The sequence below is a fragment of the Sphingomonas melonis DAPP-PG 224 genome (genome assembly GCF_000379045.1).
Classification (GTDB): domain Bacteria; phylum Pseudomonadota; class Alphaproteobacteria; order Sphingomonadales; family Sphingomonadaceae; genus Sphingomonas; species Sphingomonas aquatilis.
Map to the genome: position 1 here is coordinate 1,640,980 of NZ_KB900605.1, position 16,669 is coordinate 1,657,648.

The window sequence follows — 16,669 nt, forward strand, 5'->3', positions numbered from 1 at the left end:
TCGCCTAATTCCTCCCTCGGCATCGCCGGGGGAGGGGGACCGCCGGCGTAGCCGGTGGTGGAGGGGGCGTCTCCGCATACGGCGCCCGTGCCGTATCCTCCCCTTCCGTCAGTGCTTCGCACTGCCACCTCCCCCTGGCGGGGGAGGCTTTACCGTCAGCCCATCACCAGCGGCGCATGCCGGTCGACGAGCACCGCGCTCGCCGCGTTGAGCCCGACCAGCTCCACCACCATCCCATGGCTGCGCATCTTGGCGACGACGTCGTCCAGCGCCGCGACCGCCGTCACGTCCCACAGATGCGCGTGCGTCAGATCGATCCGCACGCGCGTCGCGGTGTCGCGCAGGTCGAACCGGTCGGCGAACATTTCGGCACTGGCGAAGAACACCTGCCCCGACACGGTATAGACGCGCGTGTCGATGCCGGCGTCATAGGCGACGTCGACGCGCATCATCCGCATCACCTTGAACGCGAAGAACACGCCGCTCAGCAGCACGCCGACCGCGACGCCCGCCGACAGATCGTGCGTCGCCACCGTCACCGCGACGGTGGCCAGCATGACGACGCCCGACACCTTGGGATGGCGGGCGAGGTCGCGCAGCGATCCCCAGGAGAAGGTGCTGATCGACACCATCACCATGATCGCGACCAGCGCTGCGACCGGCACCTGCGCGACCCAGGGGCGCAGCGGCACCATCACGACGAGCAGGAACACGCCCGCGACCAGCGTCGACAGCCGCCCGCGCCCGCCATAGCGGACGTTGCCGACGGTCTGGCCGATCATGCCGCAGCCGGCGATGCCGCCGAACAACCCCGCGGCGACATTGGCGAGGCCGAGGCCGGTCGCCTCGCGCGCCTTGTCGCTGCCGCTCTCGGTCAAGTCGTCGACGACGCGCGCGGTCATCAGCGATTCGAGCAGGCCGACCGCGGCCATCGCCAGGGCATAGGGAGCGACGATGGCGAGCGTGCGCCATTCGATCGGCACCGCGGGCAGCGCAAAGGCGGGCAGGGCGTCGGGCAGGCGCCCGAGGTCGGCGATCGTGCGCAGCGGCATCGGAAACGCGACGCTGACGGCGGTCAGCACGACGATGCAGATCAGCGGCGACGGAATGACGGTCGTCACGCGCGGTGTGAGGTAGATGATTGCGAGGCCCAGCCCGATCATCGCATAGGTGTGCCAGTCGACGCCGAGCAGCTGCGGCACCTGCGCCGAGAAGATCAGGATCGCGAGTGCGTTGACGAAGCCGGTGCGCACCGACTGCGACACGAAGCGCATCAGCACGTCGAGCCGCAGCAGACCGAACAGCACCTGCAACAGGCCCGCCAGCACGGTCGCGGCGAGCAGGTAGGACAGGCCATGCGCCGTCACCAGCGCGGCGGCGACCAGCGCGACCGAGCCGGCCGCGCCCGAGATCATGGCGGGGCGCCCGCCGAAGATTGCGATGACGATACCGATGACGAAGGAGGCGAACAGGCCGACCTGCGGGTCGATGCCGGCGACGAAGGAAAAGGCGATGACCTCTGGGATCAACGCGAAGGTGCCGACCATGCCGGCGAGGATGTCGCGGCGCGCGGCGGCGGGGCCGCTATACCATTCGGCGCGGTAGCGGGCGAAATCGAAAGTCATGTAACGAGGGTCCGTATCGACCGCGCAAGGTGAGGCATCACCGGCAAAGGCAATGGTATGAAGTGGCGCGGTATACGTTGTCCGGCGGATCGGCGGCCGGAATAGCCACCCGGAATTGCACCGGGTCCATGCGAATGCGGCGCGGTTAGCGCGAAGCGCGCCGCGATGCAAATCCGAGGCGATGCAAATCCGGGGCGATGGGGAGGATGGGGGACGGCGAGGGGATCGCCGCGGCCGCCCCACCCCCTCCGTCACCCCGGACTTGGTCCGGGGTCCACTCCGCGGCGAGGGGGAAGGCTGGAGGCGCGAACGCTCCCCCGCGGCCCAGTGGACCCCGGACCAAGTCCGGGGTGACGAAGTGTGCAGGGCGACGGAAATGAGTCGCCGCCAAAGCGTGTTGGACGCCGATCACAACCCGGTCGGCGCATCTCATTGCCCGGCAACCGGAAATCCCGCCGCCAGACCCACCCCCTGTCCTATTCCCCAAAACCATGATCCTCCCACACCGTCACAGCAGGGGAGCGCATCATGACCATCCATGCCCTTATCGACCGGTTGATCGCCCGCGAGGGCGGCTATGTCGACCATCCCGCCGATCGGGGCGGCGCCACCAATTGGGGGATCACCACCGCGGTCGCCCGTGCCAACGGCTGGCAGGGGGCGATCCGCGATCTGCCGCGGATGCGTGCCGCCGAAATCTACGAACGCGTCTATTGGCGGGGGCCGGGCTTCGACCGGATCGCCACGCGGGCGCCCGTGCTGGCGGGCGAGCTGTTCGATACCGGCGTCAACATGGGCACCGCGACCGCGATCGGGTTTCTCCAGCGTGCGCTCAACGCACTCAACCGCGGGCAGGCCGATTATCCCGACCTCGCCGCCGACGGAGCGGTGGGCGCGCGGACGCTCGCGGCGCTCGATGCCTTCCTCGCGCGGCGCGGCAAAGCGGGGGAGGCGGTGCTGGTCAAGGCGATCGATGCCTTGCAGGGCGAACGCTATGTCACGCTCGCCGAGCGCCGCCCCGCCAACGAGGCCTTTCTGTACGGCTGGCTCGCGGGGCGCGTCTCGTGACGCCGCGCCGGCCGTCTGCGGAGGACCCCTGGGTGCGGCGTGCGCGTCCCGCCTTCCTCTACGTGATGTACGCACTGATCCTGTGGACCATCCCGATGAGCCTGATCGCCGCGATCCGGCCCGATGTCGCCATCGCCATGGCGCGGGGGGCGGGCGCGTACCTCAATGCCATTCCCGAACCGCTCTATGCGCTCTTCGGTACAGGCTACCTCGGTTACACGGCCGCGCGGGCGTGGGGGAAGGCGAAGGGGGTGGAAAGGTGATTCACGCTAAGACGCTAAGACGCGAAGGAGAAGGGTGATTCACGCGGAGACGCGGAGCCGCGGAGAAGAAGAGGGCGCGCCGCGTTAGCGGCCCCCCTGCGATCGTCTCGTTGGGGGGAGAGACGCTTCGCGTCAGGCGCAACCCCTCCGCGTCTCCGCGTCTCCGCGTGAACCCCCTCTTCGCGTCTTCGCGTCTTCGCGTGAGCAGCCCCCTTTGCACCCCCGGTGCGCGACCCTACATCGCGGGCCATGAGCGGGAACGATCCACACGCCATGCCGGTCTGGCATGGCACCACCATTTTGTCCGTCCGTCGCAATGGCAAGGTCGTCGTCATCGGCGACGGCCAGGTCTCGATGGGCCAGACGGTTATGAAGCCCAATGCGAAGAAAGTCCGCCGCCTCGGCAGCGAGGGACAGGTGATCGGCGGCTTCGCCGGCGCCACTGCCGACGCCTTTACGCTGTTCGAGCGGCTGGAGGCGAAGCTGGAGCGCCATCAGGGCCAGCTGATGCGCGCCGCGGTCGAGCTGGCGAAGGACTGGCGCACCGACAAGTACCTGCGCAACTTGGAAGCGATGATGATCGTCGCGGACAAGGACGTCACGCTGATCCTGACCGGCAACGGCGACGTGCTGGAGCCGGAAAACGGCGTCGCGGCGATCGGATCGGGCGGCAATTACGCGCTCGCCGCGGCCCGCGCACTGGTCGATTACGAACAGGACGCCGAGACGATTTGCCGCAAGGCGATGGCGATCGCGGCGGAGGTCTGCGTCTACACCAACGACCGCACGACGATCGAAATGCTCGACAGCGCGAGCTGAAAAACACGCGCATCCGCGTGACTTTTGTGACCTTTCAGATCGCCAGATTCCGGCGAACAGGCAGATAATGAACGAAAATCTTACCCCCAAGGCGATCGTCGCCGCGCTCGACGCCCATATCATCGGCCAGGCCGACGCCAAGCGCGCGGTCGCGGTCGCGATGCGCAACCGCTGGCGCCGCCAGCAGCTCTCGCCCGACCTGCGCGATGAGGTGACGCCGAAGAATATCCTGATGATCGGCCCCACCGGCTGCGGCAAGACCGAGATCAGCCGCCGCCTTGCGAAGCTGGCCGACGCGCCGTTCCTGAAGGTCGAGGCGACGAAGTTCACCGAGGTCGGCTATGTCGGCCGCGACGTCGAACAGATCGCCCGCGACTTGGTCGAGGAAGCGATCCGGCTTGAGAAGGAGCGCCGCCGCCTCGCGGTGAAGGACAAGGCGGAGGATGCGGCGATGAAGCGGCTGCTCGACGCGCTCGTCGGCAAGGACAGCAGCCAGGCGACGCGCGAAAGCTTCAAGCAGCGCTTTGCCGACGGCCATCTCGACCAGACCGAGATCGAGATCGAGCTGGAACAGGCGCCGTCGATGCCGTTCGAGGTGCCCGGTGGCGCGCCGCAGATGATCAACCTGACCGAGATGATGAAGTCGTTCGGCGGTGGCCAGCAGTTGAAGCGCCGCAAGCTGACCGTGCGCGCGGCCTGGGACAAATTGGTCGAGGAAGAGGCCGACAAGCGCCTCGACCAGGATGAGGTGAGCCGCACCGCGCTGGCCGACGCCGAGGCGAACGGCATCGTCTTCCTCGACGAGATCGACAAGATCGCGGTCAGCGACGTCCGCGGCGGTTCGGTCAGCCGCGAAGGCGTGCAGCGCGACCTGCTGCCGCTGATCGAGGGCACGACCGTCGCGACCAAATACGGGCCGATGAAGACGGACCATATCCTCTTCATCGCCAGCGGCGCCTTCCATGTCGCTAAGCCCAGCGACCTGTTGCCCGAGTTGCAGGGCCGCCTGCCGATCCGCGTCGAACTGAAGGGCCTGACCGAAGCCGACTTCATCGCGATTCTGTCCGACACCAAGGCGTCGCTGCCGGCGCAGTACAAGGCGCTGATCGCGACCGAGGGCGTCGACGTCACCTTCACCGACGACGGCATCGCCGCGATCGCCCGCATCGCTGCGGAAGTGAACGGCCAGGTCGAGAATATCGGCGCGCGCCGCCTGCAGACGGTAATGGAAAAGCTGCTGGAAGAGGTGAGCTTCGATGCCGAGGACCGCAGCGAACCGGTGACGGTGGATGCGGCCTATGTGGAAAAGCAACTGGCCGGGATCGCAAGGAACACGGACCTGAGCCGGTTCGTGTTGTAACCGGGACGCCGCCCCACCCAACCCGTCACCCCGGACTTGAGCCGGGGTCCCGCTTCTTCTGCACCGCCGCAAAACAGCGGGACCCCGGGTCAAGCCCGGGGTTACGGCGGGTGTAGGGCAGGCGCATACGCACCCCGCGATCCGCCCGGAATGTGAGCAGGTGAAACCATCCCCCGGATGGTTTCAACCGGGCCGTTGGCCCGGCAACCTGCTCACCCCTCCCTCGCCAACGCCTTCAGGCGATACAGCGTGTCCAGCGCCTCGCGCGGCGTCAGCGCGTCAACGTCGAGCGCCTCCACCTCCGCCCGGATCGCGTCGCACGTCTCTTCCTCCACCTGCGCGGCGGCCGCGAACAGCGGCAGGTCGTCTAGCCCCGCAGCCAGACCGCCGGTCTTCGCGCGCCCCGCTTCCAGCTTGGCGAGCACCGCCTTCGCCCGCGCCACCGTTGCCGGCGGCATCCCCGCCAGCCGCGCGACGGCGAGGCCGTAGCTGCGATCCGCCGGCCCGGTGGCCAGTTCGTGGAGCAGCACCAGCTCGCCCTTCCACTCGCGTGCCCGGACATGGTGAAGCGTCAGCGCGTCGCAGCGTTCGGCAAGGCGGGTCAGCTCGTGGTAATGCGTCGCGAACAGGCAGCGGCAGCGATTGTCCTCATGGATCGCCTCCACCACCGCCCAGGCGATCGCGAGGCCGTCATAGGTCGAGGTGCCGCGACCGACCTCGTCAAGGATCACGAAGCTCTGCGGTGTCGCCTGCGCCAGGATCGCGGCGGTCTCGACCATCTCGACCATGAAGGTCGAGCGGCCGCGGGCGAGATTGTCAGACGCGCCGACACGGCTGAACAGACGGTCGACCAGCCCCAGCGTCGCGCTGGTCGCGGGCACGAAGCTGCCAGCCTGCGCCAGCACGGCGATGAGGGCGTTCTGGCGGAGGAAGGTCGACTTGCCGCCCATGTTGGGGCCCGTCACCAGCCACAGGCGGGAGTCGGGCGACAGCGTGCAGTCGTTGGCGACGAAGCGCTCGCCGGCCTTGGCGACGGCGGCCTCGACCACCGGATGCCGACCACCGATCACGTCGAAGCAGGGATGGTCGGCGATCGTCGCGCGCGCCCAGCCGCCTTCGGCCGCGCGTTCGGCAAGGCCTGCGGCGACGTCGATCCGGGCGAGCGCATCGGCGGTGGCGGCGATCGCCTCGCGCTGCGCCAGTGCCGCGGCGGTCAGCTCTTCCAAGTGCGCCGCTTCGGCGGCGAGCGCATGCGCGCCAGCCTGCGACACCTTAGCGGCGACCTCGTGCAGTGCGGGCGTGTTGAAGCGCACGACGCCCGCCAGCGTCTGGCGATGGGTGAAGCCGCTATCTGGTTGCATCAGCGCGTCGGCCGATCGCGCCGGCACCTCGACGTGATAGCCGAGCACATTGTTGTGGCGGACCTTCAACGTTGCGATGCCGGTCGCGGCCTTCATCTCCGCTTCCAGCGCGGCGATCGCACGGCGCCCGCCCGCGCCGGTATCGCGTAGCGCGTCGAGCGCGTCGTCATAGCCCGCCGCGATATAGCCACCGTCGCTCGCCTCGATCGGCGGCGAGGGGACGAGCGCGCGGCGGAGCAGGTCGATCAACGCGCCATGGCCGCGCAGCGCGGGCGCGATCCGGCGGAGCAGCGCCAGCGGCGCGTCGATCTGGCCCAGCCGCTCGCCGAGGTGCCACGCGCCGTCCAGCCCGTCGCGCAGCTGCCCCAGATCGCGCGGCGACCCGCGCCCCGCCGCCAGCCGGCCGATGGCGCGCCCGATATCGGGCAGCGCCCGTAGCGCGGCCCGCACCTGCTCGCGCTGGCCCGCCTGATCGTGGAAGTGCTGCACCAGATCCAGCCGCTCGTCGATCGCACGGGCGTCCATCAGCGGTGCGCCGAGATCGCTCGCCAGCGCCCGTGCGCCCGCGCCCGTCACCGTCCGGTCGATACAGTCGAGCAGGCTGCCCTTGCGCTGGCCGTTGGTGGTGCAGGTCAGCTCCAGGCTTTCGCGCGTTGCGGCGTCGATCGCCATCGTCTCCGCGGCACGGGCCAGCTGCGGCGGGCGGAGGAAGGGCAGGGCGCCCTTGGCGGTATGCTCCAGATAGGCGACGAGGCCGCCCGCCGCCGCCAGGCCTGCGCGGGAGAAGCTGCCGAAGCCGTCGAGCGTCGCCACGCCGAACAGGGCTTTCAGCCGCGCCTCCGCGCTGCCGCTGTCGAAGCCGCCGCGCGGCCGCAGGCTGGTCGCCGCGTCCGCATGGTCGCTGGTTTCGGACGCCACCACCTCGGCCGCACCCAGGCGCGCCAGTTCCGCACCCAGCGCGTCGGCCGAACAGTCGATCACCACGAACCGCCCGGTCGACACGTCCGCCGCCGCCAGCGCCACCGCGCCCGCCGCCTCGCCGATGGCGACGCACCAATTGTCGCTACGCGCGTCGAGCAGCGCCTCCTCGGTCAGCGTGCCGGCGGTGACGACCCGCACGATCGCGCGGTTGACCAGCGCCTTGCTGCCGCGGGCCTTGCGGGCGGCCTCGGGGCTTTCGGTCTGTTCGGCGATGGCGACGCGGTGGCCCGCCTTGATGAGGCGCTGAAGGTAGGCGGTCGCGGCATGGACGGGCACGCCGCACATCGGCACCTTCTCGCCGTCATGCTCGCCGCGCGCGGTAAGGGCGATGTCGAGCACCTGGCTCGCCACCCGCGCATCGTCGAAGAACAATTCGAAGAAGTCGCCCATGCGGTAGAACAGCAGGCAATCCTCCGCCTCCGCCTTTAGACCGAGGTATTGCGCCATCATCGGGGTGGGGGGGGTCATGATTCGTCAGTCGGCATCGGGTTGGCGTGCGCCATGCCGGATGGCGAGGATCGTGACCAGATCGCCGTGTACGTCGTAACGTAGAATATAGGGCGGAACATTCGTCATCTCGCGCTGACTGCCACCCGCGGGATGCCCGCGATGGGGGAAGTCGGCAAGGCTCTCGCCGAGGTTGAACAGCCTCGTGCCGATCCTGTCCGCCGCCTGTGGATCGAACTGTTCGATATAGGCGATCGTACTGTTCAGGTCTGCGAGCGCCGCTGGGTCCCAGACGACCTCAGCCATTCTGGTCGTTGAGCCAGTCCTCGAAAGTCTTGCGACCGGGCTTGCCCCAGGTCAGCAGCCATTGTCCGACGACGGCGTGCTCGACCGGGGCGCCCGCGGCACACGCCGCCTTGGCACGCGCAAAGTCGCCGGCGTCCGGAATGCGGCGCGGTCGGGGGACGATGTCGGCCTCGTGCTTCATCCCGCGATCATACCTGCTCCGCCTTTGGGTTGAAAGCCTGTGCCGGAACGGCCAAGAGCCGTAGCGTCCTTCCCCGGCAGCGAGGTCCCATGTCCGACACAGCGTCCGTCCAGTTTTCCGAGCGCGAGGCGCTGCTGTTCCATTCGGAGGGGCGCCCCGGCAAGATCGAGATCATCGCGTCCAAGCCGATGGCGACGCAGCGCGACCTCGCGCTCGCCTATTCGCCCGGCGTCGCGGTGCCGGTGCAGGCGATCGCCGACGATCCCGCCACCGCCTACGACTATACCGCCAAGGGCAACCTCGTCGCGGTCATCTCGAACGGCACCGCGATCCTGGGCATGGGCAATCTGGGCGCGTTGGCGTCCAAGCCGGTGATGGAGGGCAAGGCAGTCCTCTTCAAGCGCTTCGCCGATGTCGACTCGATCGACATCGAGCTGAAGACCGAGGACGTCGACCGGATCATCGATGCGATCGAACTGATGGAACCGAGCTTCGGCGGCATCAACCTGGAGGACATCAAGGCGCCCGAATGCTTCATCATCGAGCAGACCCTTCGGGAACGCATGAACATTCCGGTCTTCCATGACGACCAGCATGGCACCGCGATCATCTGTGCGGCGGGGCTGATCAACGCCTGCCTGCTGACCGGGCGTCGGCTGGACGAGGTGAAGGTCGTCGTCAACGGCGCGGGCGCCGCGGCGATCGCCTGCACCGAACTGATGAAGGCGATGGGCGTGCGCCACGACAACGTCATCATGTGCGATCGCGAAGGCGTGATCTACCAGGGTCGCGAGGACATCAACCAGTGGCAGTCGGCGCATGCCGCCGCCACCGACCGCCGCACGCTGACCGAGGCGCTGAACGGCGCCGACGTCTTCCTGGGCCTGTCCGCCGCGGGCGCGCTGAAGCCCGAGATGGTCAAGGACATGGCGAAGGCGCCGATCATCTTCGCCATGGCCAATCCCGAACCGGAAATCCGTCCCGAACTCGCCAAGGCGGCGCGCCCCGATGCGATCATCGCCACCGGCCGGTCGGACTATCCGAACCAGGTCAACAACGTCATCGGCTTCCCCTTCATCTTCCGCGGAGCGCTCGACGTGCGCGCGACCGGCATCAACGATGCGATGAAGATCGCCGCCGCCAATGCCATCGCTGAACTGGCGCGCGAACGCGTGCCGGAAGAGGTGGCGATGGCCTATGGCGTGCAGCACAGCTTCGGCCCCGAATATATCATCCCCGCGCCGTTCGATCCGCGGCTGATGGAGCTGGTGCCCTCCGCCGTCGCCAAGGCGGCGATGGATTCGGGCGTCGCGACCAAGCCGATCCTCGACATGGAGGCGTACCGCCAGCAGCTGCGCGCGCGGCTGAACCCGACGACGTCCGTGCTCAGCCTCGCCTATGAAGGCGCGCGCGCGCGGCCCAAGCGCGTGCTGTTCGCCGAGGGCGAGGAGGAAGTGGTGCTGCGCGCCGCCATCGCCTTCAAGGAAGGCGGCTATGGCACGCCGGTGCTGGTCGGCCGCGACGACGTCTACGATCGCCTGAAGGCGCTCGGCGTCTCCAATCCGCAGGAATATGAGGTTCACAACAGCCGCCATTCGCCGCTGGTGCCGAAGATGGTCGACTTCGTGTACAACCGCCTACAACGCCGCGGCTATCTGCGTCGCGATGTCGAGCGGATGATCAACCAGGACCGCAACGTCTTCGGGTCTGCGCTGCTCCAGCTGGGCGAAGCGGATGCGATGATCACCGGCATTACCCGCACCTGGGCGGAATCGATGCGCCAGGTGAAGCGCGTGATCGATCCCGAGGCGGGGCGCACCCCCTTCGGCATCCACGTCCTCGTCGGGCAGAGCCACACCGTCTTCATCGCCGACACGACGGTGAACGAACGGCCGACCGGCGAACAGCTCGCCGACTTCGCCGAACAGACCGCGCAGGTCGCGCGCCGCATGGGCCACGAACCGCGCGTCGCGATGCTCAGCTATTCGACCTTCGGCAACCCGAAGGGCGCATGGGTCGACAATATCCGCGACGCGGTGTCCGAACTCGACAAGCGCAATGTCGGCTTCGAATATGAAGGTGAGATGCCGCCCGACGTCGCGCTGAACCCCAAGCAGCTGGCCAACTATCCCTTCGCGCGCCTGTCGGGCCCCGCCAACATCCTGATCATGCCGGGCCTGCAATCGGCGCACATCGCCGCCAAGCTGTTGCGCGAACTGGGTGGCGACAGCGTGATCGGCCCGATGCTGATCGGCATGGAAAAGCCCGTGCAGATCGCGCCGATGACCTCGACGGCGAGCGAGCTGGTGACGCTGGCGGTGCTGGCGGCGGGCGGCATAGCGCGCTGACCGGACACGGGCCGGCGGCGGGCGATAGCGTCTTGCCGCCGGTCTCGGCCTGCGTATGATCCGCTTCGGAACCAGTTCCGGGGGGATGCATGAACAGGATGATGGTGGCCGCGAGCCTGCTCGCGGCGTGCGGCACGGCGCATATCGCTTACGCACAGGCGACGCTGCCGGTGACCTATGGCGGCACCAAACCGCCCGCCGTGGCGCAGACGCCGGCCGCCGATCCGCGCGATACGCCTGAAGAGATCGCCAAGGATGCGGCGCGCGACCTGAAGGACAGCCATTTCTATAATCGGCCGGGCGCGACGCGCGCGCAATATGACGCGGCCTGGCAGCGCTGCCGCCTGATCGCGCGCGGGTCGCGGACGCCGTCGGGGTCGATCCCTTATTACTACAACCCGGCGCTGATGTCGCCGATCGCCGCGGGGATCGGCGGCGGGCTGGGCGGCCTGATCGCCGGCGCGATCGCCGAGGGGCAGCAGCGCCGCGCCAACCGCCGCAATTGCCTGCTGATCGATGGCTGGCGGGTGGTCGAGGTGTCGAAGGAGAATGCCGCGCGGGTCGGTGCGATGACCGACGCGGATCGCGACGCCTATTTCAACGGCATTGTTGGCGCGCAGACCGTCGATGGCACGATCACCGAACGCACGACCTTCGCGCAGCCCGAGGACCTCGTCGCACGCGTCGATGCGCCGCTCAGCGCACCCGGTACGCTGTTCCTGGGCAAGAAGGTGGATGCCGCCGCGCCCTTCGTCCTGGCGCCCGGCGAGGCGGCGGTGGTCGTCGCCTTCCGCCGCCCGAACGCGGCGAGCGCGGGCCGCTCCGGCTTCGTGCAGCTGACGCGGTACGACACGAAGGGGCGGGACCTCGTCTATCGCCCCAAGGACTGGAAGAAGACGGGCGACAAGACCGTCTACGACCTCGCCGTCGGCAGCGCCGATCGCAAGGCGCCCTATGAGGTGCAGGTGCTGCGCGTGACGCCGGGCGACTATGTCATCGCCTCGACCGCGGTCATCACCAAGATGGCGACGACGACCAACTGCTTCGGCGCTCCGACCTTCCACGTCGAGGCGGGCGAGGTGGCCTATCTCGGCGACTTCATTCCTGTCGTCGACAGCAAGTCGGCGCTCGGCGTCTCGACCTCCGGCATCGCCTATGTCCGCCATGCCGATGACGCGCAAAAGGCGCTGGCCGGATCGCAGCCGGCCCTCGCCGCCGCGATGAAGCCTGCGACCTTCCGCAACAAGGCGACCTATGCCTGTTCGGCGATCACGATGGATCGCTGGGACCTGCCCGGCGTCGAGGCGTTGCCCGATACGCCCGCACCCGCCGAGACGGCTGCCGTCAGCGCGGCGGGGTGAGGGGACGCGCTGGCCGGGACGGACATCGCCGTCCCGGCCGCTCCGCTCAGGCGTCGATGCTGGTGCCCAGCGCGGCGTGGACCAGGCCGCCATCGACCGTGATCGTCTCGCCGATCACGTAATCGCCAGCGCGCGACGCGAGGTAGATGGCGGCGCCAGCCATGTCTTCATCTGTGCCGATGCGGCCGGCGGGTATGCCTTGCGCGACGTCGTCGCCATGGTCGCGGGCGGCCTTGTTCATGTCGCTGGCGAAGGCGCCCGGCGCGATCGAGGTGACGTTGACGTGGTTGCGCACCAGCCGCGCGGCCATGCGCTTCGTCAGATAGATCAGCGCCGACTTGGAGGCGTGGTAGCTGTACGTCTCCCACGGATTGAGGCGCTGACCGTCGATCGAGGTGATGTTGATGACCTTGGCCGGGCGGCCCGGTGTGCCGGCGGCCTTCAGCAGACCATGCAGCGCCTGCGTCAGGAAGAAGGGCGATTTGACGTTGAGGTCCATCACCTTGTCCCAGCCGCTTTCCGGGAATTCCTCGAACGGCACGCCCCAGGCGGCGCCAGCGTTGTTGACGAGGATGTCGAGCTTGTCCTCATGCGCGGCGAGTTGCTCGGCGAGCGCCTTGCAGCCGGCGACGGTGCTGACGTCGCACGGCAAGGGGATGCAATTGGGGCCGAGTTCGGCTGCGGTGTCGTCGCAGGCCGGCGCCTTGCGGCTAGAGATATAGACCTTCGCGCCCTGGGCGATGAAGCCGGCGGCGATCATCTTGCCGATGCCGCGGCTGCCGCCAGTGACGAGCGCGACCTTGCCGTCGAGGCGGAAGAGGTTGGTGGTGTCCATGATGTTTCTCCTGGTTACGCGCCGCGGCAAAGCCGCGTCGTCAGTCGGGTTTGCGTGCCGCGTCCCGCAGGCCGCGGTAGGCCGCCGAGTCGCGGATCAGCGGGCTGATCCGCTGCGGCCTACCCCCCGCGTTTCATCGTTTCGCGCGCGATGATGACCTGCTGGATCTGGCTGGTGCCTTCGTAGATGCGGAACAAGCGGACGTCGCGGTACAGGCGTTCGATGCCGTAATCGGCGATATAGCCGGCGCCGCCATAGACCTGCACCGCCTTGTCGGCGACGCGACCCACCATCTCGCTGGCGAAATACTTCGCCGCCGCGCTTTCCAGCACCACGTCTTCGCCGCGATCTTTTTTGGCCGCCGTTTCCAGCACCATCGCACGGGCGACGAGCGCTTCGGTCTTCATGTCGGCGATCATGCCCTGGATCAGCTGGTGTTCGGCGATCGCCTTGCCGAATTGCTGGCGGCCGGTGGCATAAGCGACGCTGTCGGCGATCAGCCGTTCGGCGACGCCGACGCAGACCGCGCTGATGTGCAGCCGGCCGCGGTCGAGCACGCGCATCGCGATCTTGAAGCCTTCGCCCTCCGCGCCCAAGCGATTGGCGACCGGCACCGGCACGTCGTCGAAATGGACGTCGGCGACCTTGGCGCCCTTCTGCCCCATCTTCTTTTCGGGTTCGCCGATGGTGATGCCGGGCAGGTCCTTGGGCACCAGAAAGGCCGAGACGCCGCGCGCGCCCTTCTCGTCGCCGGTGCGCGCCATCACGGTGAACAGCTGCGCCTTGTCGGCATTGGTGATGTAGCGCTTGGTGCCTGACAGGCGGTAGACGTCGCCATCCCGCACCGCGCGCGTCTTCACGCTGCCGGAATCGCTGCCGACATCGGGTTCGGTCAGCGCGAAGCTGGTGACGATCTCGCCGCTCGCGATGCGCGGCAGCCATTCGGCCTTCTGTTCGGGCGTGCCGGCCATCACCAGCCCTTGGCTGCCGATCCCGACATTGGTGCCGAACGTCGATCGGAAGGCGGGCGTGGTCCGCCCCATCTCGATCGCGACGCGGCATTCCTCGACCATGTCGAGGCCCAAACCGCCGTATTCCTCGGCGATCGACAGGCCGAACAGGCCCATCTCCTTCATCTCCGCGACGACCGCGTCGGGGATGGCGTCGGCGGCCTCCACATCGGCTTCGAGGGGGCGCAGCCGTTCGCCGACGAAGCGACGGACGGTGTCGATCAGCGCGTCGAAGGTTTCGGGGTCGAGGGCCATGCCGTATCCACTGCGATGCCCTGATGCGGGCGGGTTGTGACCTGATTATCCTATGATCTGGACGAAGCGGCTGCAAACCCGAAATTCGAAAGCGTGATTGACCACCCCCGGTGCGCGGCTATGATCCCCGACAAAACAGGAGCTTGCATGCGACCGGTGGCAGAGGCGACAGCAGGGACGGCGGCCGTACCGGCGGCACGGCGCCTGCGAAGCGGTGCGATGGGCAGCTACGCCTTCGGAGCGGTCGCCTATGGCGTGAAGGATGCCGGGTTTGGCACCTTCCTGCTGCTGTTCTACAATCAGGTCGTCGGCCTGCCCTCCGCCACCGTCGGCCTCGTCGTGATGGTCGCCTTGCTGATCGATGCCTTCGTTGACCCCGCCGTGGGCTTCCTGTCCGATCGGACGCGCACGCGCTGGGGACGGCGGCACCCGTGGATGTATGGCTCGGCGCTGCCGATCATGGTCGGTTGGGTGCTGCTGTGGAATCCGCCGGCCGGTTGGGGGCAGGGCGCGACGCTCGGCTGGCTGTTCGCCTGCGCCGTCCTCGTGCGCACCGCGGTGAGTGCCTATGAGGTCCCCTCGGTCGCGCTGACACCCGAACTGTCGTCGGACTATGACGAGCGGACGCGGATCATGGCGTGGCGCTATCTGTTCGGGTGGGCGGGCGGGCTCACCATGCTGGTGTCGGCCTATCTCTATTTCCTCGCGCCGACGCCGGAGCATGCCAACGGGCTGCTCAACCGGCAGGGCTATATCGGCTATTCGATCCTCGGCGCCCTGCTGATGGGCGCGGCGATCCTGACCTCGGCGGCGGGGACGCATAAGGAGATCCCCAATCTGCCCAACCCGCCGATCGAGCGTCAGACGTTCCGCGAGAACCTGCGCGAACTGGCGGACACGGTGAAGAACCGCGCCTTCGCCATCCTGATGCTGGCGGGCCTGTGCGCCTATACGGTGCAGGGCATCAGCTATGCGATGTCGACCTATCTCTACACCTATGTCTGGGGCTTCCAGGGCGTCGTGTTCGTCTATGCGACGGTCGCGCTGTTCGGCGGCGTCCTGGTCGCCTTCGTCGCCGCGCCGCGCATCGGCAAGCAGATGAGCAAGCCGCGCGCGGCGGCGGGCGCGGTGGCGATCGGCGCGACGCTCAACATCGCGCCGTACGCGCTGCGGTTGCTTCATGTGTTGCCGGATGTGGGGCAACCCGCGCTGCTGCCGATCCTGCTCGTCTTCTTCGCCGCCGCGACCGCCTGCAACGTCAGCGCGTTCATCCTGGGCGCGTCGATGATGGCGGACGTCGTCGAGGATTCGGAGATGCGCACCGGTCGCCGCTCGGAAGGAGTGTTCTTCGCCGGCTCCTTCTTCGTCCAGAAATGCACGTCGGGGATCGGCATCTTTCTGGCGGGCGTCATCTTGGCGATCGCCGGCTTCCCCGAAAAGGCGGTGCCCGGCACCGTACCGGTCGACACGATCAACCGGCTGACGCTGACCTTCGGCGTCACCTATCTGCTGATCGCCGGCTGCGCGGCGTTCGTCTTCACCCGCTTTCCGTTCGGCCGTGCTGAGCATGAAGCGCGGCTGGCGCGACTTGGGGCAGCAAAACTGGCTGATTCCTGAGCATTTCGCCGTTCAGCCTGGCGACAGGATCGCGATTCACCGCTCATCCCATCGCTTCGTCGGCGCGCAAACACCGTTGGGCGCTTATGGTTCCCGCGCCTGTTGGCGAAAGCCGACCCCCTGTGTAGCGACATCCTCGACGAACGGGTTTTGACCGGGGGGTCAGCAAATGACTTTGAAGGCGTTGGCAGCGCGTTTTGCGCTGGTGGTATCGTGCGGCCTGATGATGGCCACCCCGGCCATGGCGCAGTTCTGGCAGTGCGCGCCCTATGCTCGCGAAATCTCGGGCATCGACATCCACGGCAACGCCAACACCTGGTGGAGCCAGGCCGCCGGCCGGTACGAACGCGGCCACACGCCGAAGGTCGGTGCGGTCCTCGCCTTCCAGTCCACCCGCCGCATGCGCGTCGGCCATGTCGCGATGGTGTCGCGGGTCGTCAGCGATCGCGAAGTGCTCCTCACCCACGCCAACTGGTCGCGCCCCGGCGCGATCGAGCGCAACGTTCGCGCGATCGACGTCTCGGCGGCCGGCGACTGGAGCGAAGTGAAGGTGTGGTACGGCCCGACCGGCGGCCTCGGCACCTCGAGCTATCCCACCAACGGCTTCATCTATTCGGGCCATGCCCCGGCGATCGATGACGAGCCCGCCACGCCGACGGTCGACATGGACACCAGCATCATCGCCACCGCTGCCGCCGTGCCGGTGGTTCCGGTCGCCGCGAAGTAATCCACACTCACGGGCTTACCTTCAGCGCCGTTCGCCCTGAGCCTGTCGAAGGGCAGCTATCCGCGGATGTGACGCTTGGGGCAGGGGCGCGCTTCGACAGGCTCA

At 68.1% G+C, this 16,669-nt stretch carries 14 protein-coding genes and 1 other annotated feature; of the genes, 8 read left to right on the plus strand and 6 right to left on the minus strand.

What is annotated here, in order from left to right:
* Positions 1-155: 155 nt before the first annotated feature.
* On the minus strand, positions 156-1,625 hold the full coding sequence (locus tag SPHME3_RS0107970) for a SulP family inorganic anion transporter (RefSeq protein WP_017979692.1): 1,470 nt from the start codon (positions 1,623-1,625) through the stop codon (positions 156-158).
* 75 nt (positions 1,626-1,700) lie between these two features.
* Positions 1,701-1,756, minus strand: a sequence feature (sul1 is cis-regulatory element that is thought to sense ions involved in sulfur or methionine metabolism; They are found in Alphaproteobacteria).
* A 397-nt stretch (positions 1,757-2,153) separates the two neighbouring features.
* Between SPHME3_RS0107970 and SPHME3_RS0107975 the strand changes: the two genes are divergently transcribed.
* The 4 genes from SPHME3_RS0107975 to hslU all read left to right on the plus strand — a co-directional run bounded on the left by SPHME3_RS0107975 (position 2,154) and on the right by hslU (position 5,135).
* Positions 2,154-2,693, plus strand: coding sequence for a glycoside hydrolase family 108 protein (locus tag SPHME3_RS0107975; RefSeq protein WP_017979691.1), 540 nt, complete (start codon positions 2,154-2,156; stop codon positions 2,691-2,693).
* Positions 2,690-2,956 carry a 3TM-type holin gene (locus SPHME3_RS0107980; protein WP_017979690.1) on the plus strand — a complete coding sequence of 89 codons (267 nt, stop codon included), beginning with the start codon at positions 2,690-2,692 and terminating at the stop codon, positions 2,954-2,956. The genes SPHME3_RS0107975 and SPHME3_RS0107980 overlap by 4 nt, the downstream gene beginning before the upstream one ends.
* Before the next feature lie 273 nt (positions 2,957-3,229).
* Positions 3,230-3,775: an ATP-dependent protease subunit HslV gene (hslV, locus tag SPHME3_RS0107985; protein ID WP_017979689.1), complete on the plus strand. Its 546-nt coding sequence runs from the start codon at positions 3,230-3,232 to the stop codon at positions 3,773-3,775.
* Between the two features lie 67 nt (positions 3,776-3,842).
* Positions 3,843-5,135 carry an ATP-dependent protease ATPase subunit HslU gene (gene hslU / locus SPHME3_RS0107990; protein ID WP_017979688.1) on the plus strand — a complete coding sequence of 431 codons (1,293 nt, stop codon included), beginning with the start codon at positions 3,843-3,845 and terminating at the stop codon, positions 5,133-5,135.
* A gap of 212 nt (positions 5,136-5,347) precedes the next feature.
* On the opposite strand, the gene mutS is transcribed toward hslU, so the two are convergent.
* From mutS to SPHME3_RS0108005, 3 genes are read right to left on the minus strand one after another with little or no spacing between them, the layout of a single operon-like run.
* The gene (mutS, locus tag SPHME3_RS0107995; protein ID WP_017979687.1) at positions 5,348-7,927 is read right to left on the minus strand and encodes a DNA mismatch repair protein MutS; all 2,580 of its coding nucleotides are present in this window, start codon (positions 7,925-7,927) and stop codon (positions 5,348-5,350) included.
* Between the two features lie 24 nt (positions 7,928-7,951).
* Positions 7,952-8,230, minus strand: a complete 279-nt coding sequence (locus tag SPHME3_RS0108000; protein WP_017979686.1) for a type II toxin-antitoxin system RelE/ParE family toxin — start codon at positions 8,228-8,230, stop codon at positions 7,952-7,954.
* Entirely contained in the window at positions 8,223-8,411 is a 189-nt protein-coding gene (locus tag SPHME3_RS0108005; protein WP_017979685.1) for a hypothetical protein, read from the minus strand. Before SPHME3_RS0108005 ends, SPHME3_RS0108000 begins: the two co-directional genes overlap by 8 nt.
* 89 nt (positions 8,412-8,500) lie before the next feature.
* On the opposite strand from SPHME3_RS0108005, the gene SPHME3_RS0108010 reads away from it, so the two are divergent.
* Together SPHME3_RS0108010 and SPHME3_RS0108015 are read left to right on the plus strand one after the other, a co-directional pair.
* Positions 8,501-10,759, plus strand: a complete 2,259-nt coding sequence (locus tag SPHME3_RS0108010; protein ID WP_017979684.1) for an NADP-dependent malic enzyme — start codon at positions 8,501-8,503, stop codon at positions 10,757-10,759.
* A gap of 89 nt (positions 10,760-10,848) precedes the next feature.
* A complete protein-coding gene (locus tag SPHME3_RS0108015) occupies positions 10,849-12,120 on the plus strand; it encodes a hypothetical protein (RefSeq protein ID WP_231292044.1) in 1,272 nt (423 codons plus the stop codon).
* A gap of 46 nt (positions 12,121-12,166) precedes the next feature.
* Here the strand turns inward: SPHME3_RS0108015 and SPHME3_RS0108020 are convergent, their stop codons facing one another.
* On the minus strand, positions 12,167-12,955 hold the full coding sequence (locus SPHME3_RS0108020) for an SDR family oxidoreductase (protein WP_017979682.1): 789 nt from the start codon (positions 12,953-12,955) through the stop codon (positions 12,167-12,169).
* 119 nt (positions 12,956-13,074) lie between these two features.
* Positions 13,075-14,220, minus strand: a complete 1,146-nt coding sequence (locus SPHME3_RS0108025) for an acyl-CoA dehydrogenase family protein (protein WP_017979681.1) — start codon at positions 14,218-14,220, stop codon at positions 13,075-13,077.
* Positions 14,221-14,439: 219 nt separating this feature from the next.
* Between SPHME3_RS0108025 and SPHME3_RS0108030 the strand changes: the two genes are divergently transcribed.
* Positions 14,440-15,837, plus strand: a complete 1,398-nt coding sequence (locus tag SPHME3_RS0108030; RefSeq protein WP_017979680.1) for an MFS transporter — start codon at positions 14,440-14,442, stop codon at positions 15,835-15,837.
* Positions 15,838-16,006: 169 nt separating this feature from the next.
* Complete coding sequence (locus tag SPHME3_RS20015) at positions 16,007-16,564, plus strand: CHAP domain-containing protein (protein WP_017979679.1); 558 nt, start codon at positions 16,007-16,009, stop codon at positions 16,562-16,564.
* Positions 16,565-16,669: the final 105 nt, after the last annotated feature.

Coding starts and splice junctions, on each gene's coding strand:
- hslU (WP_017979688.1), top strand. CDS start 3,843: ATGAACGAAAATCTTACCCCCAAGGCGATCGTCGCCGCGCTCGACGCC.
- SPHME3_RS0108020 (WP_017979682.1), bottom strand. CDS start 12,955: ATGGACACCACCAACCTCTTCCGCCTCGACGGCAAGGTCGCGCTCGTC.
- SPHME3_RS0108030 (WP_017979680.1), top strand. CDS start 14,440: ATGGGCAGCTACGCCTTCGGAGCGGTCGCCTATGGCGTGAAGGATGCC.
- hslV (WP_017979689.1), top strand. CDS start 3,230: ATGCCGGTCTGGCATGGCACCACCATTTTGTCCGTCCGTCGCAATGGC.
- SPHME3_RS0108000 (WP_017979686.1), bottom strand. CDS start 8,230: ATGGCTGAGGTCGTCTGGGACCCAGCGGCGCTCGCAGACCTGAACAGT.
- mutS (WP_017979687.1), bottom strand. CDS start 7,927: ATGATGGCGCAATACCTCGGTCTAAAGGCGGAGGCGGAGGATTGCCTG.
- SPHME3_RS0108010 (WP_017979684.1), top strand. CDS start 8,501: ATGTCCGACACAGCGTCCGTCCAGTTTTCCGAGCGCGAGGCGCTGCTG.
- SPHME3_RS0107970 (WP_017979692.1), bottom strand. CDS start 1,625: ATGACTTTCGATTTCGCCCGCTACCGCGCCGAATGGTATAGCGGCCCC.
- SPHME3_RS20015 (WP_017979679.1), top strand. CDS start 16,007: ATGACTTTGAAGGCGTTGGCAGCGCGTTTTGCGCTGGTGGTATCGTGC.
- SPHME3_RS0108005 (WP_017979685.1), bottom strand. CDS start 8,411: ATGAAGCACGAGGCCGACATCGTCCCCCGACCGCGCCGCATTCCGGAC.
- SPHME3_RS0108025 (WP_017979681.1), bottom strand. CDS start 14,220: ATGGCCCTCGACCCCGAAACCTTCGACGCGCTGATCGACACCGTCCGT.
- SPHME3_RS0107975 (WP_017979691.1), top strand. CDS start 2,154: ATGACCATCCATGCCCTTATCGACCGGTTGATCGCCCGCGAGGGCGGC.
- SPHME3_RS0108015 (WP_231292044.1), top strand. CDS start 10,849: ATGAACAGGATGATGGTGGCCGCGAGCCTGCTCGCGGCGTGCGGCACG.